This window comes from Clostridium sp. (assembly GCF_036646415.1).
GTDB lineage: Bacteria > Bacillota > Clostridia > Clostridiales > Clostridiaceae > Clostridium_J.
Map to the genome: position 1 here is coordinate 114,947 of NZ_JAVXMF010000002.1, position 26,469 is coordinate 141,415.

Genomic DNA, 26,469 nt, shown 5'->3' on the forward strand with positions numbered 1-26,469 from the left:
TATTTATATAGCCTAACTTCGCCTTTTTTTATTTCTAAATCTAAATCCAAATTTCTTTTTCTTCTTAGTTTCCTCACTATAGTAATAATAGTAACTATCCTTTCTACCATTATCTATTGCATTTAAAACTGCTCCTATTACATTCGCTCCCACCTTAGTTAATTCTTCATATGCTCTACATATAGATTTTCCCTTTGTCTTTGAATTTCTTACTACTAATAAAGTAGCATCACTTTTTGCTGCTAGAATTTGGGCATCGGTAACAGCCATTACTGGTGGCGTATCAATAATTATGTAATCATAGCTTTGCCCTAGCATTCCAATAAATGATTCTAACCGTTTAGAACCAATTACTTCAGCAGGATTAGGTGGTATACCTCCCGCAGTTATTAAATGTAGATTGTTTCCCACTATATTTACAACATCCTTTAACTCAAACTTCTCTATCAAATAATCTGTTAATCCTTTAACATTAGACACATTAAACTTTCTATGCAAGGATGGTCTTCTAAGATCACAGTCAATTAACACAACACGACTTCCACTTTGGCTTAATGTCACAGCTAAATTCCCTGCCACAGTTGATTTTCCTTCTGCGGCTTCTGCCGCTGTAACTACTATAGTCTTCACCTGTTTATCTATGGAGGAATATTTTATTTTAGTTCTTAACATTCGATATGCTTCTGCTGATATGGAGTTTGGCATTGCCTTTGCTATTAGCATATTTTTTCTCCTCCTTTACAAATTCCCTCTCGTGGGTAGGAATCTCTCCTAACACTGGTATTGGCAAGAGTTTAGCTAAATGATCTCTACTTTTTATAGTGTTATCCATGTAATATTTTATAAATATTATTATTAAAGAACTCATAAGTCCTATACCAAACCCCCAAATTACACGCTTTGCTTTGCTTGGCATTACTGTCCATACCTTTACACTATCTATTATTTCTACCTCTTTACCTGGTATTAATTTTGTCACCTGAGTAGATAGTTCATCACATATTGCAGAAAGTACAGTTTTAGCTATTTCAGAATCCGAACTGCTGTAAACAAGTGTGAAAATAGGTGTTTTGGAAGATTTTGATATTTGAAACCCTCCTCTTACCTGAGCAGCACTAATATTTAAATTATACTTCTTCAAGGTTTCATTTATAAAATCATCTACACCAATTATCTCCACAAAAGTATCCATAAAATCGCCGTAATACTGAATTTCATCTTCTGAGTATAAGTTCATTAGATTATCCTTTGTACCTAAAAATATTTTTGCACTAGACTGATAAGTAGGAACAATTTTTGATGCGTTTAATACTCCTAATGATGTAGTTATTATTGTTACAATAATTATAAATAATATGCTTTTTTTAACTGCATAAAAATATTCACTGATATCTAATACTTTTTCCTCCATTAATTTTTCACCCTTCTTTCCTTAGTTATATACCATTAGTTACTTCCATTAAAATATTCCATAGTAACCTTGTCGTCTTGGTTTATTCCATCACTTTTAATTACCTTATACAATGTTAAAAATAAAATCTTAAAATCTAAATATAATGACCAGTTGTCTTTGTACCATAAATCTAACTTAAATTTTTCTGTCCATGATATAGAATTTCTTCCATTAATTTGTGCCCATCCTGTGATGCCCGGTAAAACATCATGCCTTCTTAATTGTTCTTTAGAGTATTTCCCTAAGTATTCTACTAAAAGAGGCCTTGGGCCCACTAAACTCATGTCTCCTTTTATCACATTTAGAAGCTCTGGTATTTCATCTAGGCTTAGTGCCCTTAATATTTTCCCTAGCTTGGTTAATCTCTCACTATCTGGAAGTTCCTTACCTTCCTTATCTGTCTCATCCCTCATGGTTCTAAACTTTATCATCTTGAAATGTTTATTCCCTTTGCCTATCCTCTCTTGTATAAAGAAGATTGGACTTCCAAGCTTAGTTCTCACTAAGAAGACTATTGTTATTAATACTGGTAATAAAATAATAAGTGCTAATATTGAAATTACTATATCAAATCCTCTTTTTATAATCATATTTCCCACTATCTTTCCCATTATCTATTTTTATCTTTAATGAAATGTAATTTTATCTGTATCTTCATATGAAACTCCTCTTCACTTTGCTTTCATGAGTAAGTTCCAGTAGCCAAATATAAAATTTGGACTCTTAATTAAGATTTAGAGTGTCACTTAAAATAAATTCTTAATAATATTTATAACTCTTTCTTGTTCTTCCTCAGTCATTTTTGTATCCGATGGAATACAAACCCCTCTTTCAAATACATCTTGGGACACGCTTAAACCTATATCATTGTGATTAAAAAATTTATAGCTTTCATAGTATGGTTGAAGATGTATTGGTTTCCAAATTGGTCTTGATTCTATATTTTTTTCTTCTAATGCTAGTATTATATCTATTGGTTTTACACAGGATTCCTTTGATAATGTCATTATACTTAGCCAGTAATTTGATTTTCCATAGTCACAAACTTCTTCCATCTCTATGCTCTTTATTGTTTCAAATTCCTTCTTATATTTTTCAAAAATACTTTTCTTCTTAGCTATTCTTTCATCTAGAACCTTCAACTGCCCTCTTCCTATCCCTGCTACAACATTACTCATTCTGTAGTTATAACCAAGCTCTGTGTGCTGATAATATCTTGCCTTATCCCTAGCTTGAGTTGACCAAAACTTTGCTTTTTGGAGAGCTTTTATATGATTTGATACAAGCATTCCACCTCCAGATGTAGTTATTATTTTGTTTCCATTAAAGGAGAATACTCCAAAATTACCCATGGTACCTGTTTGTTTTCCTTTGTAAGTTGCCCCTAATGATTCAGCTGCGTCCTCAATTACTGGAACTTCATATCTATTACAAATTTCTAATATTTTATCCATATCAGCACTTTGTCCATAAAGATGAACAACAATTACGGCCTTAGGTTTCATATCTTTTTCTTTATAATATTGAAAAGCTTTTTCAAGGGCTTTGGGAGACATATTAAGACTTTGTGGTTCTGAATCAATAAATACAGGAATGGCTCTTTCATATATTATTGGATTACAACTTGCTACAAAGGTAAGAGATGAACAAAATACTAAATCAGCAGAATTTACTTCTAGAAGTTTCAAAGCCATATGAATAGCTGACGTTCCTGAAACTAGGGCTAGACCTCCCTCCACACCTACATAATCTGCTACTTCCTTTTCAAAGTTTTCTACATTAGGTCCTAATGGAGCTATCCAATTTGTGTCAAAGGCCTCTTTTATATACTTCATCTCCTCTTTACCCATATGTGGTGATGCAAGAAATATTCTTTTGCTTTTTCTATTTTTTTCATTATGTTCTTCACTATCTATATTGGAATCTATTTCACAAAAGTCCTTAGCCTTTTCTTTTACCGCCTTTATCTCTATTACTTTTACTGCTACATGTTTACTTGTTACACTCTCCACTATTAAAAGTCACCCCTTTTCGTGCACTATGAGACTTAATATCTATACCATTTTTCACTTATGGAGAGGTATATGTTGGCACAACCTCTCTTATTTATTAATTAATAACTACTTGTAAATTATTTACATTTATTTCATTCTTTAATCTTACTACTTATTTACATTTTTTTCATTTACTTTTCTTCGTCTTTTTCTTTCAGTAATATATATTAAATGCAAATATTTTGTACACTTCACACTAAAATGTCATATTTCAGCTTCAATATTTCTTTATTTACTCTAGGTATCTACTATTTAAAATCTAATCTTATACAATAAAATCTAATCTTATACAATAAAATTGTAATAAATAACACATTCTCATTTTTTATATTTGCTAAATTACAATATGAATTTAAACATTAATAAATAAAAAATGCCACTATAGGTAACTTCTTATTAATGTGCTAATTATAAGACTCCATCATAAGTGTTTAATGAAAATTTAGGAAATATTTTAAATTTATTATTAAAAAAAGCTAGCCCAAGATAGATTTTAAATTCTATCTTGAGCTAGCTAAAATTTTTAACTCAATATATAAATGTTATTATAAGTCGCATATGTCTACATAGTTTGCAACTATATCACGATAAATTCTTTCATGAGAGCATACAGGTTCTTCAATTGCTAACTCGAAATGAACTGTATCGGAACCACAAGGTGGTGCTAATGGCCCTCCGCAATACTTGGCAATTTTACATGTTTGTCCTACTGGAACTTTTGTAAATTTCCTCCAAGGTGGACAAGGTAATGTAACCCAAACCCATTTGTACAATAATACAGAAACTATATACTTTTTATCTTTACAAAGGTTATTAACTACAACATCAAACTCAATTCGTCTACATTCAGTAGTAGCATCTATGCATATTGGTTCAAAATCTTGTGGACATTCAGTAGGTATTAATTTTTCATATAATCCATCTACAAGAGGTCTATCATCTGGGCATAGCTCTAAATCTGGCTCTACAACTACTGGTTTAAGGTTTTCAGTTACTATATTCTTTAATTCTTCTACTATATTCTTTAATTCTTCATTAATTATATCTGCCATAAATTACACCTCATATCTTATTTAAATAATATTATTTATTCAGTGATGAGGTTTATTTCATCACTTATAATACTAATATATGTACTTTTAAAACTTCTGACACCTCACTTTTTAATAATTAAAAATATAAAAATTTAATATTTATGCACCTAATTGTTTAATATCTATATTGTAATATTTATTTTAATAAAATGTATCTATTTCTTTATTTTAAAATATATTAGTATAAAGAGTACTTTTTGAAAAAATAATTTAAAAGGAATGTGTATGAAAATGAGTAATTGTAAGAGTATAACTTTAAATCCTTGTGAATGCAATGAGAATATACATTTTGATATCGACGCTTCAGAAGACATCGCAAGAAAATTAAAAATAAATATGGAATTTTTTAATTTATGTCCTGGCAGTTTGCAAGGGGTAGATGTAACTATATATTCAAATAATGAACCTTTAGCATCCTCTAGTTGTATAATGAGAGTGCCAAGGAATACTTCAAATGTTTGTAAAACAATTGTCATTGTTTTTCCATATGAGAACCCTTGTGAAGTATCTAAATATTCAGTAGTTGCCTCATGTAATAGAATTGATTAATTACGTATAAAGGAAGTGATTAATATGAGTGAAAACTGTAAGAATATAACCTTCTCACCCTGCGAATTTGAAAAAGAAATTGATATGAAAATACATGAATGTAGTAATTCTAGCTTTGATATAATAATTTTGATATTAATAATATGCATATTTTGCAATCCATTAGGTTGTTTCTTCGGAGGCTTTTACATTTAAATTCATATTAAAAACGCTCTTAATTATGAGAGCGTTTTTTTATTTACCATGTGTTGTAAAATCATTACCATAGATAATAACATTCTACTACAAGATGTATATTAAGAGAATAAAACTACCCATTACACATATAGCCACCATGTCCAACCATGGTGGCTATATATTTAATTTTGTTTGAATTGCCATTTATAGAGGCATCAATTGCTTATAAATATCTGTACCATATCTGTTATCTAGAAGTAAGATTATGCCCTTATCCTCTTCTGTTCTAATAACCCTTCCCATAGCTTGAATTACCTTATTGATTCCTGGGAAAGTATAAGCATAGTGAAATCCAGGTTCTCCTTTTTTGTTAAAGAACTCCTCTATAAGTTTTCTTTCAAAGGATATCTTAGGTAATCCTACTCCCACTATAATTGCTCCTACAAGACTTTCTCCAATTAAATCTATGCCTTCGGAGAATACTCCTCCTAGTACAGCAAATCCTATGGTTCTTTGGCCTTCTTTTTTTAGATAATCTACAGTTTCCCTATTCTTATTATTTTCATCATAGAATCCTTGAAATTCTTCTACAGCCTCACTATCTTTCTCATTAAGCTTTCTCATATCTTCCTTTTCGTCTATTGATGTATTAGCTCTTTTCACTAAAAATCTATCTAAGAATTCTTGACGCTGTTGCTCTGTCATAACATTATCCTGCAAATATATATTTTCTTCACTAAAATTTTCACAATAGACTTCATAAACCTTTCTCATATATTCAAAGGATGGAAAGAATACTAAGAAGTTTCCCTTATGGCTTTCAATGGTGGAGTTTATATCCTTACAGATTGGATAATAACTTTTTTCTCTATATTTATATCTGGTATCTATATCCTTCTTAACAATAAGCTGCCTATTTTCTGGAGGGAATGGTGACGCTAGCTTTATACCATAGCTTTTTTCATCTCCGCCTAATAGTTTTTTAAAATAATTCATAGGAGATAGCGTTGCAGAGAAAAATACAGTACTGATATTTCCCTTTATGCATTCTTTTATTACATTACTTGGATTTAGACAGAATATCTTTATAACAATATCTTTATCCTCATTATTACAATATAGTATAAAATCCTCTGAGAATAGCTCTCCTATTCTTATAAAATCTAAAAAGCTAAAATATACATTTAGAAATATTTCATCTATGGTTTCACCGCTATGTTCCTTTAAGTAAGTCTCACCTTCTGTAGTAAATACTCTTAAAAGTCCCATGATATCCACTGGGCCTTCTTTAATTATCACATTTCCATGTTCACCTACCATGTATTCTTTAAGAGCTTTAATTATTTTATTTAACATTCCTACTAACTTCTTGCTTTTGTATTTAAATTCTATTTTAAGTTCCTTTAAATCACTAGTATTAATCTCAGAAGAATACATGTCTCTTCCTCTATCAACTAGGTTATGAGCCTCATCTATAAGAAATATATAAGGTGTATCATCAAAGGATACTCTTTTTATCATTGCTTTTGGATCGAAGAAATAGTTATAATCCCCTATTATAAAATCACACCAAGCAATTAAATCTAAAGATAATTCAAAGGGACAAACATTATGCTTTTCACTGTATACTTTTATAATTTCCTCATTAAAAACCTGATTATTTTCTATCATATCAAGTATTGCATCATTTACTCTATCAAAATGACCCTTTGCATACTTACAAGCATCTCCATTGCAAACTCGCTCTTCTAAAAAGCATATTCTATCCTTGGCTGTCAGAGTTAAAGTTCTAAGCTTTAATCCAGATTTTCTAAGTAAACCTAAGCTATTCTCTGCTACCCCTTTAGTAATATTCTTTGCAGTAAGATATACAAGCTTCGAGGAAGTATTTAAAGGGATAGATTTCACCGCTGGGAATATAGTAGATATGGTTTTACCTATACCTGTAGGAGCCTCCACATAGATATCTTTTTTCTCCTTAATAGTTCTATAAATATTTACTGCTAGTTCTCTTTGCCCTTTTCTATATTTATTAAAAGGAAAGTTTAACTTTTCAATGGAATCATTTCTTTCCACTATCCACTTACTTTGAAGATTTATCCACTGTACATATCTATACATTACTTCATAAAAAAAGGTCTTAAGTTCTTCTCTGGTAAAAGATTTTGAGAAGGTCTTAGTATGAAGGTTTTCTCTATGACAGTAGATTAAATCTAAATCAATACCATCTAGGTCTTCTTTTTCGCAATAAATATGTCCATAAAGCTTTCCCTGTGCCCAATGAAGAAAATTCTCATTTTCTTCTAGAGTTAATAAGTCCTTCATAGTAGTCTTAATCTCAATAATCTTTACTTTTTTATTATCTAATTTTTTACTGATATTATTAACCTTTAGTAATGACTTATTACTGGCTTCATTACTTTCACCTTCATTTATGGATTTCTCTTCACTATATTCTATTAACTGATTATCCATAACATTTTTAGAATCTTCATCGCTAGCATCATCATAAGGATTTTCAGTTACTATAACTCCATCTGCTCTACCTTCTAATGTTAGAGTAACATCCTTATATGAAAGTTCCCTAGAAAGATACATTTCATTTATATAAGTTTCATAATCATTTTTCTCACACTGCTCCTTGAGCTCCTTCTGAATTACCTTATGAAGTCTAGTTCCTTCCTGAGCAGAAGACATACCACCTATTCTATCATCTATGTCCCCCTGCCTATAAATGAACTCTATTAAGTTTCTAACTGATATTCTCATATTATTTTCTATCATTATACTTCTCCTACCTTGCGAATGCGGTTATACATTGTATATGTAGGTACTATTTGTTCTTTTTTTGACTTTCAATCTCTTCAAAAATTTCGTTTAGATATTCCCATCTCTCCATTAAAAAATCTAGTTCTTCCTTTAATTTAGCTTGCTTTCCAAGAAGTTCTTGAAGCTTTACAAAGTCACTTCCACATCTATTAACCTTAAATTCAACCTCTGAAATTTCTTCTTCTTTCTTTTCAATATCTTCATCAATGGTATCAAACTCTCTTTGTTCTTTAAATGTAAACTTCACCTTAGTTTGTTTTTCTCTCTTAGGTTTTGAGTCTTCAGTCTTCTTTTCCTTTGATTTATTAGTTGCTATTGCTACTTCTTCCTCAGCACTAGCTTCCTTATAGTCTTTATAATCACTATAATTTCCTACAATTTCTTTTATCTCCCCATTGCCCTCAAAGCTGAAAATTCTATTGGCAATCCTATCTAGGAAGTATCTATCATGAGAAATAGCTATGACAGTTCCATTAAACATATCTAAATAATCCTCTAAAATTGTTAGAGTCTTTATGTCTAAGTCATTAGTTGGCTCGTCTAGGAATAATACATTAGGTGCATCCATTAAAACCTTTAAAAGATATAACCTTCTTCTTTCTCCCCCAGATAACTTAGAAATTAAGCTGTGTTGCATGGTTCCATCAAATAAAAAATTTTCTAGCATTTGAGATGCAGTAATCTTAGTTCCATCATTAGTTGTTATATACTCTGCTATTTCCTTTATATATTCAAGAACTCTCTTTGTTCCATCTATTTCAATATTCTCTTGAGTAAAATAACCTAGGTTTACAGTTTCACCCCTTACTACTTCTCCTAAATCTGGCTTCAATGCTTCACTTATAATATTTAAAAGAGTAGATTTTCCCATTCCATTATTTCCGATAATCCCTACCCGTTCCTCCTTTGTAAAGATGTGGCTAAAGTCTTTTATAAGTAACTTATCTCCAAAGGATTTACTTATATTGCTAACTTCTAAAATTTTCTTTCCAAGTCTTGAAGCAGCTGTATTCATTTCCACCTTTTCATCATTAACCTGATAAGATGTATCTCTTAAAACTTCAAATCTATCAATTCTTGCCTTTTGCTTTGTAGTTCTAGCCTTTGCTCCTCTTCTTATCCATGCTAGCTCTTTTCTGTAAAGATTCTGTCTCTTACTCTCAAGGGAATCCATCATCTGCATTCTCTCATCTTTTTTTTCTAAGAATACTGAGTAATTTCCCTGATATGAATAAAGATTTCCACCATCTAATTCAAAAATTCTATTGGCAATCCTATCTAAAAAATATCTATCGTGGGTAATCATAATAACCCCACCTTTTCTTCTCTTTAGCATATCTTCCATATAATCAATGATTTCATTATCCATATGGTTAGTAGGCTCATCTAGAATTAAAAGATCACAAGGAGTTATTAGCACATTGCAAAGTCCAACTCTCTTTCTTTGTCCACCCGAAAGTGAACCCATCTTAGCCTCAAAATCTGAAATTCCTAGCTTTGTAAGTAGCGCTTTTGCATCACTTTCAATCTGCCATCCATTTAGAGCATCTAATTTACTTGATAATCTAAAAAGATTATCTTGAAGTTTAGCATCCTCACTATTAGTTTTCATCTTATTTAAAACATGCTCGTACTCTCTTAATACCTGCATAATTTCTCCAGAACCATTAAATACATGGTCTAGCACAGTATCTTCTGGATTAAAGTCAATCTGCTGTGGAAGGTAGGATATTCTCAGCCCATTCATTTTTGTTATAGTCCCTTTATCCATTGGCTCTACTCCAGCAATTATTTTAAGAAGTGTAGACTTTCCTGTTCCATTTACCCCAATTATTCCAATCTTATCATCTGATGTGATAGTTAGTTTAATATCTTCTAATAATGGCTTTTCACTAAAGCTTTTATATATATTTTCAAGTGTAATTAAATTCATATGTATCATCCTCAATTTCTATATTAATTATTATTGGCCTTTTTAAAAATATTGTTGGTTATGCATAATGTTTTTCTTACTAAACTATTTAATAAAACATAACCCTTCTATTTTAAAACTACTTTTTTAAAATCCACCTATGGACATTATACATAATTAAAGTAAAAATAAAAACCTTTAGGCATTAAATTACCTAAAGGCTTTCAGTTAAAATCAATGATTATATGGATAATTCTAAAATTTAAATACTATATCCTTATATTATGCTATTTTTTTCTTTTCACCAACTGCTGCTAAATCAATTCCAACACTCTTTTGAATAATTCTAATTATTGGAAGAGCAATTATTGCATCCACAGCGTGATGTAGCATAGTTCCAACTCCTGTCACTACTATTGATAGGACTATATTTCTTGTAAATGCTAGTACTATTAACCCTTCTATTATTCCGTGTATAGGAGCAGTAAGTATCATTGTTTTAGTGTAAGACATATTTTTTAAAAGCATCTTTGCTCCTAAATATCCAACTACAATGTGAGAACTCGCTCTCATTGCTACTATTGGATCTGGTATTGCAAATAAAAATCCAATTACAGAACCAATACCTACAACTGCCGCTTCAAAAGGTCCTAAGTACATTGCTATAATTAGTGGCACATGAGCTGCTAAAGTTGCAGAGAATGGTGGAATGTATACCTTAAGGAAAGGTCCAAATACAACTGGTATTACTATAGACATGGCTATTAATAGAGCACTTATCACCATTTTTCTTAAATTTGTTTTCATTTTTATCCCCCTCAAAACTCTGTATATACATCAGTATACACTATATTTTTACACGTGTAAATAAAAAAATATCTATTATACTTCTATAATAGATATTTACAACAAAACACTATTTATTTAACTTTAACTTTCTTTTAGCTAAGGCTAAAAGAAGTCTATCACATGTTACTGGTAGGCTATTCATTCTTACTCCCACCGCATCATAAATAGCATTTAAAATTGCGGGAGCTGTAGGAATCATTACAGGTTCTCCAATACCCTTAGCTCCATAAGGACCTGTTTCCTCTATTTCTTCTATAAAATGTGTTTCTATATGAGGTATATCCTTACTCGTTGGAATTATATAATCTGAGAAGTTTCTATTTTTTATAGACCCTTCATTTAACTCTATCTCCTCCATAAGTGCATATCCTATACCCATAGCAACTCCGCCTTCCGCTTGTCCTTCCGCAGAAACAGGATTAATTATTTTCCCTGCATCATTTACTGCTATTACTTCTATCATGTCTATCTTTCCTGTTTCATCATCAACCTCAACGGTTACCCTTTGAGCTCCAAATGTATATGGCCAGTAAGGGTTTCCTTGTCCTGTTTCCATATCTATCTGTGAAGACTCAGCTTTAAAATATCCTTCTGTTCTATGCGCAATTGAACCGCTCTCCATAATACTGTATATCTCTTTTAAATCTAAGTTTGACTTCTTGTTATAAGCTAAATTTATGTTTTCTTTTAACTTTTTTGTAGCATCATAAACTGCATTTCCAGTATTATAAGTTTGTCTGCTAGCAGCTGCTGTACCACTATCCTTTATTAAACTAGTATTGCTGAATATTATTTTTACCAATTCCTTGTCTACTCCTAAGGTCTCAGCAGCAATTTGCCACATTACACTTATACCGCCAGAGCCTACATCTGAAACTTCTACATAAACATTAATTCTTCCATCTTTGGTTAGCTCTGCGCTGGCTCTAGATTCATCTGGAAATCCATTACCGTAACCCGTTCCATAAAATATGCTAGCATAGCCCATACCACGTTTTTTCAAAGATATTCCCCTCCTTAACTGACACTCTAAATCTATGATTTAGCTAGTGGAAGTTACTCATTATGCGAAGCTAAATGAGATTCCTATTTAATTTTGCTATAATTCTATACCATCAATGTCCGCAATTTTTTCTATACATTTTTTAATTCCAACACTACTTTTTAACACTTGTCCTGTTACTGTCTTATCTCCAACTTGAAAAGCATTCATATATCTAAATTTTAGTGGATGAATCCCTAATTTCTCTGCCAAGGCATCTATTTGACTTTCTGTTGCAATAGGAATTTGGGTTGCACCAAAGCCTCGCATAGCACCACTATATGGATTATTTGTATATACGGCCATCGATCTTATATCTACATTTTCTATATTATATGGACCTGTGGCATGTACTGCTGCTTTTCTTAAAACGTTAATACCCCAAGAGGCATAAGCTCCTGTATCGCCATAAATCCTACATTTTAAAGCACAAAGCTTTCCATTCTCTTTTACTCCTGTTTTCATATAAATCTTCATTGGGTGTCTCTTACTATGAGAAATTGTAGATTCTTCTCTAGTATAAATAATCTTAACAGGCTTTTTAGTGAGATAAGCTGCAAGGGCTGCATGACATTGTGGATTAATATCCTCCCTAGCTCCAAATGCTCCTCCAATTACCATATTCCTAATTCTTACCTTGTCCTCACTAAAATTTAAACAATTTGCAACTTCTTCTCTATCATAGTGAGGATACTGTGTTGCAACATAAATCTCCATTACTCCAACTTCATCAAATCTTGCCACCGCAGCCTCTGGTTGAAGAAAAGCATGTTCAACTATAGGTGTATTATACCAATCTTCAACTACAAATTTTGCTTCTTCAAAGCCTTTATCTATATTTCCGTTTTTAATTTTTAAATCATATAAGATATTACTACCATCGCCTAAAATTGGTGCATCTTCTTTTAGTGCATCTTCTACAGTAAAAATCCCTGGATATTCCTCATAATCTATTTTTACTTCATCAAGTGCTAATCTTAAAGACTCCTTATCCCTAGCCACCACCAGTAATATTGCATCCCCAACTCTTTTAATTATATCCTTCACCAATGTAGGTATATCTTTAAAAATTACTCCATTGGATATGGATCCTGGAATCATAGTATAATCTATAACCATTTCTACGCCTTCCATGGATTTTATTTCTTCTATATTAATACTTCTTACTCGTCCATACGGAATTGTACTTCTTTTTACACCTGCATATAACATTCCATCAAATTCTAAATCATCTGGATAAATTGCTTTACCTAAGACCTTGTCATATACATCAGGTCTTATAAAACCTTTTCCAACAGCCTTCATGAAATCTACCCCCAATAAGTTTTAAAGTTTTAGCTTTTTCTGAGCTACAATAACACCTTGTACTATTTTTTCATACCCTGTGCACCTACATAAATTACCAGATATACTTTCTCTTATTTCTTCCTCTGTAGCATATAGGTTTTTATCAAGGAGAGCCTTTGCACTAAGTACCATACCGGGAGTACAGTATCCACACTGTGAAGCCCCTACTTCCATAAAGGCTTCTTGTATAGGATGAATACCATTATCTCCTACACCTTCTATGGTTACAATCTCTCCTCCATCTACAGCCCCAACTAATAATAGGCATGAGTTAACTGTTTTTCCATTTAAAATTACAGTACATGCCCCACATTCACCTTCTCCACACCCCTCTTTTGTGCCCTTTAGCTTCATTTCATCCCTTAAAAAATCTACTAATCTCATCATAGGACTTACCTTTTTCTTATATTCCACTCCATTTATTTTAATGGTTATATCTATCATAATTTAACCCCCTATATTCGCCAGAATATTACAAAAATTTCTTATACATTTTAAGATTTAAGAGCAATAGTTAACGCTTCTTTAAATACCCCTTTTATTGCCTCTCTTTTAAATGGCATAGTCTTTCTTCCCGCTATACTCTTTTCCACTGCATACTTCAAATATTTTAAAGCCTCCTCTGAAAACAGCCATTGAACCTCTCTATTTACTCCTTTCTTTTCTAATTCCATAACCCTTAAAGGATATCTTCCTACTGCCCCAAGACAAATTTTAATATTTTTGATTCTATTTTCTTCTCTTTGCAAAGTTATGGCAGCACTGATTCTAGCTATTGCTAAAGAGTTTCTTTTACCTAATTTATAATAGCCACTTTGATAATTATCCTTAGGTAATATTATTTTAGTTAAAATCTCCTTATCTTCAAGCTTCTCATCGTGATAATTTTTAAAGTAATTTTCGCAACTTACCCTTCTAATCCCTTCTGAAGATTCTATAATCAAAACTCCTCCAAGACTAATTATGCAGGGAATTACATCTGCCGCTGATCCTGCATTCACTATATTCCCACCTACTGTTGCCACATTTCTAATCTGAGGTGAACCCATGGTTCTGCTACAATTTAAAAGTGAGTTATAATTATTTCTTATAACACTGCTTTCAATTAAATCATTAAAAGTTACCATGGATCCAATAATAATATTATCTTCGCATTCAACAATAGATTTAAGTTCTGAAATCTTATCTAATGACACAATACAATTATAATTTCCCTTATTTCTTCTAAGTTCTAAAACTAAATCTGTTCCTCCAGCTAATAATTTTGATTTTGGATTTTCACGAATTAAAGCCTTAGCCTCTTCCAATGTATTTGGCTTTAAAAAATCTAATTGACCCATAACATCCCTCCATCTTTATAATTATAGTGTTATTCAATTATATGTTAAATTTTTACATGTATTCTTTGTAAAAAATCTCCTATATTTTTATAGAAGATTCTTTACTTACCATTTTGATATTCCAAATTAATTCATCTGTAAAACTTAAAAATATCTCTACTATTTATATAAGTCTCTGTTTTCGTAAACCCTTTGTATTTTAGATTTTCTCTTTTCCACATTGCATAAGAACCATCTGTTCTGCCACCTGGAAGTAATCATCTAAATTAAATTTTTCTTCATCTATTAGATATTGTAATGATGCTCCAAGCATTAAAGATACCATTATATATGGAAGATTATTTATAGATTTTTCATCTATTTCCTTGTTATCTACTTTGGGTAATATTCCCTCTATACTCTCTCTCCAAATGTTAAAAGTATTTTGGAAAATATCCCTTATTTCTTCGTTTACCGTACCTTGAACCCAGTAATCTATTTGAGCATACTCCATCTTTTTATTTATTAGAATATCATCCTTTTTTTGATTAAAAAAACCTTTGATATTTTTATGAAAATTTTTCTCACTACTATCTATATAGTTTTTTCTACTTTTAGAGAATTCTTCTTGTATACTATTTAATAACGCTATCATGATATCATTTTTAGTAGAAAAGTGATAATGAAGGTTAGCTTGACTCATTTTAGCTTCTTTTGCAATTATGTGCATACGAGTACCACTTATTTTTTCCTTTGAAACCACTTCTAGTGCTGCCTTTAGTATTTTTTTATCTACATCTTTTTCCATTGCCCAACCTCTTTCCTCACTTAACCCTATGTCTATGCTTAATTGTTATATTTTATTATTTATCTCTGTTTTATCAGATTGTTGCCGTTGATATCAATTTCCCCTGGATCATTTATAACTTTACCCGCTACATATCTTACACTAATATTTTTAGTACTTCCTGTATATATGAATTTTTGTAACCTTTCTTCTATGGTTAATTCTTTAAACCTATTTAAAGAACTATCATCTATTACTAAAGCATCAAAATCATAACCTTTTTCAAAGCTTCCCACTTTTCCAAAGAATTTCCCACTTCCCTTAGTTGCTAAATAAAATAGTTCAGATGTACTTAGTGGAGACTCTGTCTTTCCACTTTCAATCCATTTAATGTTTGATGCCTGGGCACTATCTACCATGACATTACACATGGATAAACTATGTCCCCCGGATATATCTGATGCAAGACCTACTGGAATCCCTTTATTTATTAGCTTTCTAATTGGTGCTATACCGCTAGCCAAATTTGAATTTGAATTTGGACTATGTGCTATAAACACTTGATTTTTGTTAAGCATTTCTATTTCATCTTCATCAAGTAGTACGCAGTGAGCCATAATAGTTGGCTGCTGCCCCAGAAGTCCAGCATCATTATAAATACTGGCATAATTTTTATATTCTGGATGTAGTTCTTTTACAAATTCTATCTCATCTTTATTTTCACTTAAATGAGATTGTACTGGCACCTTATATTTATGTGCCAATTTCCCTAGGGATTTTAATAGCTTAGTACTGCAAGTTGGTACAAACCTCGGAGTAATAATTGGTTTTACCATTTCATATTTACTTCCATATTCTTTTATAAACTCTTCGGTTTCTTCTATAGAAGTATCTGTATCCTCTACTAAAAATTCCGGACAATTTCTATCCATATTTACCTTTCCTACATATGCTCCTAATCCTGAATCATGTATTATATCCATTAATAGCTTAGTAGTTTCTAAATGTACTGTAGCAAATATACAGCTTCTTGTTGTTCCATTTCTCCAAAGCTCTCTTACTAAAGTTTTATAAACTGCCTTTGCGTATTTAACATCAAAGTACTTAGCTTCCTCTGGAAATGTATAAGCATTTAGCCATGGCATTAGCTCCTTATCCAATCCTAACCCTAGGTTTGGAAACTGAGGTCCATGAAGATGAAGATCTATAAAACCTGGAATAATTAAGTTGTCCCCATAGTCCACTACGTTAACATCTTTGTATTCCTCTGGAAGTATTTCATAAACTCCCTTTACTAATTTATCCCCAACTATTATATATCCACATTTTACAACTTGATATTTTCCGAACTCTTTAGTAAAAATAATATTCCCCTTTATGCCTTGTAAATCTTTCATCTACTTTCCCCCTGTAATTACATCATTTTTTATAGTAAGTTTCCTTCATTGGAAGTGATGTTCTAAACTTATGGTCTAACATATAGTAAGCACCTTGAACTGCTGGTGCTGTAGGTATTGTGGTTATTTCACCTATTCCCTTTGCTCCATAAGCCAATTCGCAAGTATTTTTTTCTATAATTATTGGAAGTATTTTGGGTACTGCTGTTGCCCTGAATAACCCTAAGGTTCCAAATTTAGCTGTAGGTATGCAGTTTTTAAGAGGATAATCCTCAGTAAGGGCATATCCAAGTCCCATAACTACACCACCTTCAATTTGACCTTCTACATTTATAGGATTAATTGCTCTTCCAACATCATGGGCTGCAACTACCTCTTTTAGTGTACCATCTTTATTAAGTATTACAAGTTGTGTTGCATATCCATAAGCCACATGACTTACCGGATTCTCTTTTATAGAATTAATTTTATCAGTTACAGCGCTAAATTCCCCATAGAATTCCTGGCCCTCTAAATTATTTATCACATTCTCTAGGTTTTCTGACAACCACTTTCTTAAGTCACTACAGTTAATCTCAGTACTCTTTATAGTTTCATTATGATTTTCCACTTTATTCTTATCTAATTTATTATTCTTTATTTTAGTTAAATTATAATATTTACTTTCTATATAAGTCATTAAATTTACTGCTGCAATTCTAGCAGCTTCTCCTGTAAATACAGTCTGCCTTGAAGCTGTTGTAGTCCCTGAGTTGGGTGATGTAAATGTATCTGGAGCTCCAACCACTACTTTTTCAGGCGATACCCCTGTAACCTCACAAATAATTTGTATAATAATTGTTCCTATACCCTGTCCGATACAAGCTGCACTGGTTCTGACATTTACTACTCCATTTTTCACAATAAGCTTACATCGTCCTATGTCAGGTATTCCAACACCAATTCCACTATTTTTCATACAACAAGCTATTCCCACAATATCATTGCTATCATACTTCTCTTTAACTGCAATTAAAGTTTCCTTTATGGCTGTTCCTGAATCAGCTATTTGTCCATTAGGAAGTACATCGCCAGGCTCTACAGCATTTTTATATCTCATATCCCAAGTTGAAATCCCAACTTTTTCTGCTAGAAGATTCATATTACACTCTCCTGCAAATACAGATTGAGTTACTCCAAAGCCTCTAAAAGCTCCCCCTGGAGGATTATTTGTATAAACTGCAGTTCCTTTAATACTAACATTCTTACACTTATATGGTCCAGCTGCATGAGTACATGCTCTTTGAAGTACTGGTCCTCCAAGAGAAGCATAAGCTCCTGTATCTGAAACTATATCTGCTACAAATGCTGTTAAGTTTCCATCCCCATCGCATCCAGTGGTTACAACAATGTCCATTGCATGTCTTTTAGGATGAATCATTATACTTTCTCTACGACTTAGTGTCACCTTTATAGGTTTTTTAGTAATAAATGCTAGTAAGGCTGCATGATGTTGTACACTCATATCTTCCTTACCACCAAAGCCTCCACCAACATATTTACTAATGCATCTCACCTTATTTTTTTCTAATCCTAAAAGTTCTGATATTTCTCTTTGTTCATCATAAATCCCTTGAGATCCTGTATATATTAATACACCATCTCCATCGGGCATTGCTAAGGCACTTTCTGGCTCTAAAAAAGCATGCTCTGTAAAAGGTGTAGAATAAGTATTAGTAACTACGTATTTAGAATTTTTTAGTGCTTCCTCTGCATTTCCTCTATTCACCATTTCTACTTTTAGAATATTTCCATTGGGATGTATTTTAGGAGATCCTTCAGCTATGGCCATTGTAGTATTACTTATTGGCGTAAATTCCTCATACTCAACCTCTATTAATTCTAAAATTTCTTTCAAAGATTCTTTTTTTCTTGAGGCTATGAGAGCTACAGAATCTCCAATATATCTCGTCTCCTCACCTTCACATATAAGAGCTGGCCAATCTTTAGTAAGATGTCCTATATATCTATTTCCTGGTATGTCTTTAGCTGTTAAAATCCTTATGGTATCTGGGTGCTTTAAAGCTTTCTCAATACTTATATGTTTCACTAGTGCTCTTGGGTATTTGGTTCTCAAGGCTGAGCCATAAGCTAAACCCTCTACCTTCATATCATCTACATATAATCCAGTTCCTAATATCTTATCCTTGGCATCTATTCTCGGTAATGGCTTACCAATAGAACCATCTTCCTCAAGTTCTAAATTTAATTTACCTTCCGCAATAGCAGTAGCTACTAATTTTATAGCTTCTACAATTTTAACATACCCAGTACACCTACATATGTTGCCTCTTATAGCTAATCTTATTTCTTCCTCTGTGGGATTTAGGTTTTTATTCAAAAGTCCCTTGGCACTTATAATCATTCCAGGAATACAAAATCCACATTGTACAGCTCCCACCTTGGAAAAAGCCCAAGTAAAAATTTGCTTTTCAAATTCAGATAGTCCTTCTACAGTTTGTACTTCCTTTCCACTTACTTTTTGCATTGTATTTATGCATGCTCTTCCAGGAACTCCATTAATAAGTATCATGCATGCCCCACATGCACCTTCTCCACATCCATTCTTAACAGAGGTTAGGTTTGCTTCTTCTCTTAAATATTCAAGTAGATTTATATTTTTAGGAAAAGAAACATTTTTCCCATTTAATATAAAGTTGTACACACTTTCGCCTCCTTGATAAGTTTCACTTAATAGTGGAATAGGACCCCTTGAGTTTCGTGTTAAAACTTAGGGTCCTAATTATATAGAATTTTATTTTTAAGTTAATGTACTAGCAATAGTAGATTGTTTATATTGATATCAATATTATCTGAACGCAATACCATTTTTATAAGTTTCAGTTATTAGAAACTCATTCTCGCTTCTCTCGTATGAGTAAGTTTAACTAACCAAATAATAGATTTGGAGTGTCACTTATAGATTTCTAACTTTTTCGTTAAATTCCTTTATTAATTTATCAAGTTCTGGTCCCATTTTGTGTAATCTTCCCCAATAGTTATCATAATCATACCATTGAGCATTTAATTCATCTAACTCATATTGTTGTTGCTCTATCCAAGTATAGTACTTTAAGTTATGAATTCTCTTCTTAGCAATGTAAGTTAGTTCTTCCATAGAATCTGTTCTTATTCCTAAGATACTTTCATGATAATCTGCTATAGCATCTCTTTCATCATAATCTCTTCCTCTTTCTACATCCATCTCCGCGAGTCTAGATTGATACATTTCTGCTGAATCTGTAAGTACTGTTAATACCATATCATCTTCAGTTAATTCGTAGTATTTTGCAAACTTAATAGCAGAAATTATATTAGCAGCTCCAGAAATACCTACCCATTGAAGCTTTTCAATTAAATCTTCTGAAATTCCAATATTTCTTAAATATTCTTGTCCAGCTGGCTCATTAAATAACCTAAACATACCTAAACTATCATTATCATCTATTGCAATGACCATATCTGTATTTTTAACATTGTGAATCCAAGGCACATGCTTATCTCCTATACCTTCAATTCTATGATCTCCAAAACCATTGTTGAGAAGGGTTGGACATTGTAGTGCTTCTCCAACTGCAAGCTTAGATCCTGGATATTTATCTTTAATAAAATCTCCACTTCCAAGAGTTCCAGCTGAACCTGAAGTTAAGCAAATACCAGCAACTCTACCATTTTTACCTCTTTCATGCTCTACTATCTTTGACATAGCATCACCCGTTACTTCATAGTGCCACAAATGGTTTCCTAATTCTCCAAATTGATTAAATATAACTACATTATCACGAGTTTTTCTAAGTTCCCAAGTTTTATCATATATTTCCTTTACATTACTTTCACATCCTGGAGTAGCAATAACTTCACCTGCTACATTCTTAAGCCAATTAAAACGTTCCTTGCTCATATTCTCAGGTAAAATTGCTATAGACTTACATCCAAGTAATGTAGAGTTATAAGCGCCACCACGACAGTAGTTACCAGTTGATGGCCAAACTGCTTCATGGAATTTAGGGTCAAATTGCCCAGTTACAAGTCTTGGTACAAGACATGCAAAGCTAGCCCCAACTTTGTGAGCTCCTATTGGAAAGAATTTTCCTGACATAGCAAATATTCTTGCCTTTACACCTGAAATTTCTAATGGTATTTCCACATAATTTGGTAATGGATTATATAGTCCCCCATTTTTTACTGGTTGATTATACCATGATATTCTAAATAAGTTTGTTGGGTCTATGTCCCAAAGTCCAACCTTACTAAGCTTTTCTTTTATTTCTTCTGGTATTTTATTTGGGTCCTTCATTTCCTCAATTGTAGGAATTACTATGTCTCTTTCCTTTGCACTCTCAGCTGTCTTTAGAATTTGTTCCTCATTAACTTCTAAATCTATTAACTTATTATGCATTTTATATCCTCCTCAAAAATTAAAATCACTTACATAAACCAATAATAAAATATATGATTTATACAATATTTATTGTTAGACCATAATAGTTCTAATCATAATCCTCAAAGCTATTACTTAAGTTAAACTTTTCAAATAATCAATTAATACATTCAAATCTGGCTTTACAAGTTCAGGCTTAGTTACAGCCTTTTGAGCAGATTTTACATCCTTAAGCCCACTACCTGATACTACTATTACTACAGCTTCATTCTCACCTATATCTCCTGCTTCAACTAGCTTCTTCAATCCAGCAAAACTAGTTACTCCTGCTGGCTCTCCAAAAACCCCAGTTTCTCTTGCTAGTATTGTAATAGCATTTAATATTTCTTCATCACTAACATCAACAGTTATACCCTTACTTTCTGTTAATGCATTTAGTGCCTTATATCCATTTCTTGGAATGCCAACAGAAATACTATCTGCAATGGTAACTGGTGGTACATAGTCAAAGTCTCTACTATTTTTTCTATAAGTTCTATTTACTGGATTTGATCCTGTAGCTTGCACTGATACCATAGTTGGAAGCTTATCTATTAATCCTAAATCATAGAATTCTTTAAAACCCTTCCAAACACTTGATATAGAACATCCATCTCCTACAGACATAATCACCTTATCTGGTACTTTAAAATCTAATTGTTCACAGATTTCAAAGGCTGCAGTTTTCTTTCCCTCTGCTAAATATGGATTTATTGCACAGCTTCTGTTATACCATCCAAAGTGATCTACTGCCTTTAAGCAGAAATCAAAAGCTGTGTCATAATCACCATCTACAAGTATTACATTACTTCCAAATGCTAAAAGCTGAGCAAGCTTTGCTTCTGGAATATTTTTAGGTACAAATATATAATTCTTAATACCCATACAAGCCGCAAAACCTGATAGTGAAGATGCTGCATTTCCTGTAGAAGCTGCACACATTATATCTTTTTTTAATTCTATCGCCTTTGCAACTCCTACTGATGTAGCTCTATCCTTAAAGGAAGCTGTAGGATTTCTTCCTTCATCCTTAACATAGACATTCTCTATATTAAATAACTTTTCTAATCTATTTGATTTATAAAGTGGCGTCCACCCTATTTGAAGTGGAGCTGCACCTTCCTTTGATTCTAAAGGAAGTATTGGCATGTATCTCCAAATATTCTTATCTTGATTTTCTTTTAGATATTCTTTAGTTAATTCCTCTTTAACTAAATCTATATCATAAATTACATCTAAAGTTCCCTCTGTTCCACAGTCTGGACAGTTATACATAACATCTTCTCCAACCTGTTTACCACATTTAGAACATACTAGGTGTTTAATCTTTTTCATGACTTCACCCCATTTTCACTTGATAGTAGCTCCTGTTCGTATTCACTCCCATGAGTAAGTTCGCCTGACCAAATCAAAGATTTGGAGATGTGTTAAATGACACTCCTTCTCCCTTTGGTCGAATGAGTAAGTTCGCCTGACCAAATCAAAGATTTGGAGGCTTACTTACAGTGTTGGTTAACGTAAGTTATTGGAATTAGTGCATACATTGCTGCACATTTTACTAGTTCATCCTTCCATGTTAATTCATTTGGAGCATGAGCTTGGTCTTCATGGCCTGGTCCAAAACCAATACATGGAATTCCATATCTACCCATTATAGAAACTGCATTTGTAGAGAATGTCCACTTGTCTACCAGTGGTTCTGTTTTAAATAACTCTCTATAAGATTCTACTAATGTTTGACATGCTGGATGAGACTCTTCAAGTACCCAAGTTGGGAAATAACACTCTGTAGGATAAACAAGACCTGTATAAGCTGGTCTTTCATAGGTATACATTTCAACCTTAGCATTAGCAGCTTGTACTGAAGGTAATGCTCTTATTTGATCTATTGCATATTCCCATGACTCTCCATGAGTAAGTCTTCTATCTATAGAAACTGTACATCCATCGGCTACTGCACATCTAGATGGAGATGAGAAAAATATCTCTGAAACAGTTAACGTTCCTTTGCCTAAGAATGGATCATCTATCAATCTTTCATTAAGTTCCTTTAATTCATTTAAGATTGGAGCCATTTTAAAGATTGCATTATCTCCTCTTTCTGGAGCTGAACCATGACAACTAACTCCATTAGTTATAACCTTTATCTCCATTCTTCCTCTATGACCTCTATATATATTAGTAGAAGTAGGTTCTGTGATCACTACAAACTCTGGCTTAATTTTGCCTTCATTTACAATATATTGCCAACACAAGCCATCACAATCTTCTTCTTGTACTGTACCTGTAACTATCAAAGTATAATCATCCTCTAATTTTAAATCCTTAATTATTTTTCCAGCATAAACCATAGCAGCCATTCCGCCTTCTTGATCTGTACCACCTCTTCCATAAATAACTTCATCAGTTTCATAACCTTCATAAGGGTCATTAGTCCAGTTATTTATATCTCCAATCCCAACAGTATCAATATGAGCATCCATAGCAATAACATGTTTTCCATGGCCCATATACCCTAATACATTTCCCATTGGATCGATTTCAACCTTATCAAAACCTACCTTTTCCATTTCCTCTTTAATTCTTAGAACAACCTTTTCTTCATGGCAGCTTTCACTAGGGATAGCTATCATATCTCTTAAGAATTTTGTCATATCCGACTTATAATTCTCTGCTAATTTTAAAATTTCATCCTGACATGTAATTTTTGACATTTTTAAATCCCCCTTAAACGATTATATTTTTTATCTTTTATAATTTAATAGAGACATTTATATATTTGAAATGTGCTATTAATTTAACTACTAATTAGTTAGTTAAATTAAATCAGATTAAAATTTATGATTTTCCTTCATTAATAGAATTAAGTACGTTAGCCACCTATGGTAGCTAACTACCTAACATGAATTTTGTAAAGCTAAACCTTATTTATACTTATATAAATCAAATCCAATTTATATATACTTAGGTAACTGAATTTAGTTTTGATTGAAAATATAAAATCCCTTCTAAAACAGAACCTCCAATAGTCCTTGCTTTGTCCGAAATAGTATTACAATTCTCTACTTGTCCCAACCTTGGGTCTATATCTGCTATTTTCAAACCTTTAGTAACATAGGTTTTATCTCTTATGATACCTCTTAGTACTCCTTTGATAGTAGTTTTCACTTCTTTCCCATCAATCACTGCAATGGTTTCACTAGCCTGGACTATATCTCCAATTTCTCTAAGATTACTTATTGAACCTTCATAATTGCTATAAATTACTCTTTCATTAGAATAACCCCCTATTATTCCTGGACTTCCTGTATTCTTTTCAGCATATCCATGAAAAATCAATCTTCCTAAATTGTGACCTCTCATGGTCTCTACTACCATATTTACATCAACCCCAGCATTAAACCCCGGACCTAATGCAATGGTTATTGTAGCCATACTCATATCCGTACCTAGATTTTTTTTTGCTAATATTGCATCTACCACAGCTATAGGTTTAATTTCTTTAATTAGCTTTCCTTTAGCATCTATAGTTACTGGAACATGTCCTTTATCCCAGACTCTTAGAATTTCATCAGTGGTATTAACAAACACACCTTTTATTCCTTCTATAGTAGTCTCCCCATCATATACTGCCTCACTAAAGGACACATTCCTCCTAATACTAGAAGGTGTTTCTATTTCAAGAACTAAAACTTTAAATCCACTTCTATGGAGCTTCTGTATAGTTCCCGAAGCAATATCTCCTCCACCTCTAACAATAATTCTATTATTTTTCATCTATATGATCTCCTTATCTACTGATAATTTGATTGCAATAAATTTGCATAATCTTCTTCTGTATCTATATCCCATAATAGATAATCCTCTTCTATTTCAACAAATCTAATATTAGACTCATATTTTCTAAGAATAACTCTTCCACCAATATCTCCACTTAGATTTAAGAGTTCATCTTTATATTCTTTAGGGAAAATTACTGGATTGCCTCTTTTTCCCTTATATACTGGTACAATAAACTTATCTGGATGATTTTCAAACTCTTCAATAAGTTTATTAATAAGACTTACGCTAAGAAAGGGTTGGTCTGCTGTTATAAAGGCATACCCTGATACTATTGGTGAATTTAATATTCCAAGTTTTATTGATTCACTTTGCCCTAGCTCCCCATGATTATTCCTAACCACATTTAGTTCCCTAGCTTTGCTTAACTCAACTATCTTCTCATTTCCTGTAATCACAGTTTTATGATAAAAATTACTAGCTTTAACTGAATCTAATACATATTCTATAAGGAATTTCCCCTTATAATTTAATAGTAATTTATATTTGCACATCCTTGTACTAAGTCCAGAGGCCATAATAATTCCACTTACCAACGTGATTCCTCCCTAATTCCCACCTTTTATATTCCTTATTTAATAAACTTCCTACTATTATTTCATCTAATAATTTATATTCTTTATTTTCTTCTATAATTCCATTTATGAGACTTTGAATATTACTAAATTTCTTATCATTATCAACTTTATTTATAAATAGAATTCTATTTCCCTGAGAATTTTTAAATAGTCCATCTTTACTAAATATAAGTGAGAGTATATTTTCTTGATTTATAAGCTCACCTTCCTTAGTAAAAGTTAAATTTTTAAATTCTTTAAGCCTATGAACATTATTTTCATTTACTAATAGATTAAGAACTTCTCCACTTAATATTCCTATAGTTATAGTAGTTATCTCACTTATTACTGGCTCATGATTATTCCATCCCTTAACTGGCTTCTTCTTCGAACCATCTGCTTCAATCAAGGTGTAATCGTAAGTTAAAGTTTCTCTAATTAAATCCTTATCTTCTATACCTATCAATTTACCTTCTTCATTAATAGCACTTCCATAGACGTAAATTCCTAAGGAATCATGTATAAGATCTTCATTACTTTCAACATTATCATGGATATTTTCTTTTATAATTAGGTGGTTATACTGAGATTTTGCAGGAGTATAAATCTTTGTAGTGGTTGTTACTAAAACCCTTCCTCTACTTTTTAGTTCCTCTGCTAAGGTGAACATAAGAGTAGTTTTTCCACCAGCTCCAACTATGGATATAACATCACCTTTTCTTATTCTAATAGTTTCTAAAAGCTTCATTACTACCCTCATCTCCCTTTATTATTTCATTTTATTTATTACTATCTTTAATACTT

General features: G+C 32.1%; 23 protein-coding genes. 2 read left to right on the top strand and 21 right to left on the bottom strand.

Annotation, left to right across the window (positions count from 1 at the left end):
• Window positions 1-12: 12 nt before the first annotated feature.
• The 5 genes from RSD37_RS01760 to RSD37_RS01780 form a co-directional block, all read right to left on the bottom strand.
• Window positions 13-723, bottom strand: a complete 711-nt coding sequence (locus tag RSD37_RS01760) for a CpsD/CapB family tyrosine-protein kinase (RefSeq protein ID WP_346944977.1) — start codon at window positions 721-723, stop codon at window positions 13-15.
• Complete coding sequence (locus tag RSD37_RS01765; protein ID WP_346944978.1) at window positions 659-1,411, bottom strand: Wzz/FepE/Etk N-terminal domain-containing protein; 753 nt, start codon at window positions 1,409-1,411, stop codon at window positions 659-661. Before RSD37_RS01765 ends, RSD37_RS01760 begins: the two co-directional genes overlap by 65 nt.
• A 35-nt stretch (window positions 1,412-1,446) precedes the next feature.
• On the bottom strand, window positions 1,447-2,043 hold the full coding sequence (locus tag RSD37_RS01770) for a sugar transferase (protein ID WP_346944979.1): 597 nt from the start codon (window positions 2,041-2,043) through the stop codon (window positions 1,447-1,449).
• A 156-nt stretch (window positions 2,044-2,199) separates the two neighbouring features.
• Window positions 2,200-3,303: a DegT/DnrJ/EryC1/StrS family aminotransferase gene (locus tag RSD37_RS01775; protein WP_346945141.1), complete on the bottom strand. Its 1,104-nt coding sequence runs from the start codon at window positions 3,301-3,303 to the stop codon at window positions 2,200-2,202.
• A 749-nt stretch (window positions 3,304-4,052) separates the two neighbouring features.
• Complete coding sequence (locus RSD37_RS01780; RefSeq protein WP_346944980.1) at window positions 4,053-4,559, bottom strand: hypothetical protein; 507 nt, start codon at window positions 4,557-4,559, stop codon at window positions 4,053-4,055.
• A gap of 267 nt (window positions 4,560-4,826) precedes the next feature.
• Here RSD37_RS01780 and RSD37_RS01785 point away from each other — a divergent pair, with 267 nt between their 5' ends.
• Together RSD37_RS01785 and RSD37_RS01790 are read left to right on the top strand one after the other, a co-directional pair.
• Window positions 4,827-5,150 (top strand): hypothetical protein, encoded by a 324-nt coding sequence (locus RSD37_RS01785; RefSeq protein WP_346944981.1) that lies wholly within the window; start codon window positions 4,827-4,829, stop codon window positions 5,148-5,150.
• Window positions 5,151-5,174: 24 nt separating this feature from the next.
• Window positions 5,175-5,345, top strand: a complete 171-nt coding sequence (locus RSD37_RS01790) for a hypothetical protein (protein ID WP_346944982.1) — start codon at window positions 5,175-5,177, stop codon at window positions 5,343-5,345.
• 186 nt (window positions 5,346-5,531) lie between these two features.
• Here the strand turns inward: RSD37_RS01790 and RSD37_RS01795 are convergent, their stop codons facing one another.
• The 16 genes from RSD37_RS01795 to yqeC all read right to left on the bottom strand — a co-directional run bounded on the left by RSD37_RS01795 (window position 5,532) and on the right by yqeC (window position 26,413).
• Window positions 5,532-8,111 (bottom strand): ATP-dependent DNA helicase, encoded by a 2,580-nt coding sequence (locus RSD37_RS01795; protein WP_346944983.1) that lies wholly within the window; start codon window positions 8,109-8,111, stop codon window positions 5,532-5,534.
• Between the two features lie 49 nt (window positions 8,112-8,160).
• Window positions 8,161-10,089: an ABC-F family ATP-binding cassette domain-containing protein gene (locus tag RSD37_RS01800; protein WP_346944984.1), complete on the bottom strand. Its 1,929-nt coding sequence runs from the start codon at window positions 10,087-10,089 to the stop codon at window positions 8,161-8,163.
• A 261-nt stretch (window positions 10,090-10,350) separates the two neighbouring features.
• Window positions 10,351-10,875 carry an ECF transporter S component gene (locus RSD37_RS01805; protein WP_346944985.1) on the bottom strand — a complete coding sequence of 175 codons (525 nt, stop codon included), beginning with the start codon at window positions 10,873-10,875 and terminating at the stop codon, window positions 10,351-10,353.
• Window positions 10,876-10,984: 109 nt separating this feature from the next.
• Window positions 10,985-11,920 carry a molybdopterin cofactor-binding domain-containing protein gene (locus RSD37_RS01810; RefSeq protein WP_346944986.1) on the bottom strand — a complete coding sequence of 312 codons (936 nt, stop codon included), beginning with the start codon at window positions 11,918-11,920 and terminating at the stop codon, window positions 10,985-10,987.
• Window positions 11,921-12,016: 96 nt separating this feature from the next.
• Window positions 12,017-13,264, bottom strand: coding sequence for a molybdopterin cofactor-binding domain-containing protein (locus tag RSD37_RS01815; protein ID WP_346944987.1), 1,248 nt, complete (start codon window positions 13,262-13,264; stop codon window positions 12,017-12,019).
• A 21-nt stretch (window positions 13,265-13,285) separates the two neighbouring features.
• Window positions 13,286-13,750 carry a (2Fe-2S)-binding protein gene (locus RSD37_RS01820; protein ID WP_346944988.1) on the bottom strand — a complete coding sequence of 155 codons (465 nt, stop codon included), beginning with the start codon at window positions 13,748-13,750 and terminating at the stop codon, window positions 13,286-13,288.
• A 50-nt stretch (window positions 13,751-13,800) separates the two neighbouring features.
• The gene (locus RSD37_RS01825) at window positions 13,801-14,646 is read right to left on the bottom strand and encodes an FAD binding domain-containing protein (protein WP_346944989.1); all 846 of its coding nucleotides are present in this window, start codon (window positions 14,644-14,646) and stop codon (window positions 13,801-13,803) included.
• Between the two features lie 199 nt (window positions 14,647-14,845).
• On the bottom strand, window positions 14,846-15,433 hold the full coding sequence (locus RSD37_RS01830) for a TetR/AcrR family transcriptional regulator (protein ID WP_346944990.1): 588 nt from the start codon (window positions 15,431-15,433) through the stop codon (window positions 14,846-14,848).
• A 59-nt stretch (window positions 15,434-15,492) separates the two neighbouring features.
• Window positions 15,493-16,809 carry a guanine deaminase gene (gene guaD / locus RSD37_RS01835; protein WP_346944991.1) on the bottom strand — a complete coding sequence of 439 codons (1,317 nt, stop codon included), beginning with the start codon at window positions 16,807-16,809 and terminating at the stop codon, window positions 15,493-15,495.
• Window positions 16,810-16,831: 22 nt separating this feature from the next.
• The gene (xdh, locus tag RSD37_RS01840) at window positions 16,832-19,513 is read right to left on the bottom strand and encodes a selenium-dependent xanthine dehydrogenase (protein ID WP_346944992.1); all 2,682 of its coding nucleotides are present in this window, start codon (window positions 19,511-19,513) and stop codon (window positions 16,832-16,834) included.
• A 252-nt stretch (window positions 19,514-19,765) separates the two neighbouring features.
• Window positions 19,766-21,247: a pyridoxal-phosphate dependent enzyme gene (locus RSD37_RS01845; protein WP_346944993.1), complete on the bottom strand. Its 1,482-nt coding sequence runs from the start codon at window positions 21,245-21,247 to the stop codon at window positions 19,766-19,768.
• 117 nt (window positions 21,248-21,364) lie between these two features.
• The gene (locus tag RSD37_RS01850) at window positions 21,365-22,603 is read right to left on the bottom strand and encodes a threonine synthase (protein WP_346944994.1); all 1,239 of its coding nucleotides are present in this window, start codon (window positions 22,601-22,603) and stop codon (window positions 21,365-21,367) included.
• Window positions 22,604-22,764: 161 nt separating this feature from the next.
• Window positions 22,765-23,982 carry a YgeY family selenium metabolism-linked hydrolase gene (locus RSD37_RS01855; protein ID WP_346944995.1) on the bottom strand — a complete coding sequence of 406 codons (1,218 nt, stop codon included), beginning with the start codon at window positions 23,980-23,982 and terminating at the stop codon, window positions 22,765-22,767.
• Window positions 23,983-24,232: 250 nt separating this feature from the next.
• A complete protein-coding gene (gene yqeB / locus RSD37_RS01860) occupies window positions 24,233-25,045 on the bottom strand; it encodes a selenium-dependent molybdenum cofactor biosynthesis protein YqeB (RefSeq protein ID WP_346944996.1) in 813 nt (270 codons plus the stop codon).
• Window positions 25,046-25,062: 17 nt separating this feature from the next.
• Entirely contained in the window at window positions 25,063-25,644 is a 582-nt protein-coding gene (gene mocA / locus RSD37_RS01865) for a molybdenum cofactor cytidylyltransferase (protein ID WP_346944997.1), read from the bottom strand.
• On the bottom strand, window positions 25,610-26,413 hold the full coding sequence (gene yqeC, locus RSD37_RS01870) for a selenium cofactor biosynthesis protein YqeC (protein ID WP_346944998.1): 804 nt from the start codon (window positions 26,411-26,413) through the stop codon (window positions 25,610-25,612). The genes mocA and yqeC overlap by 35 nt, the downstream gene beginning before the upstream one ends.
• Between the last annotated feature and the right edge of the window lie 56 nt (window positions 26,414-26,469).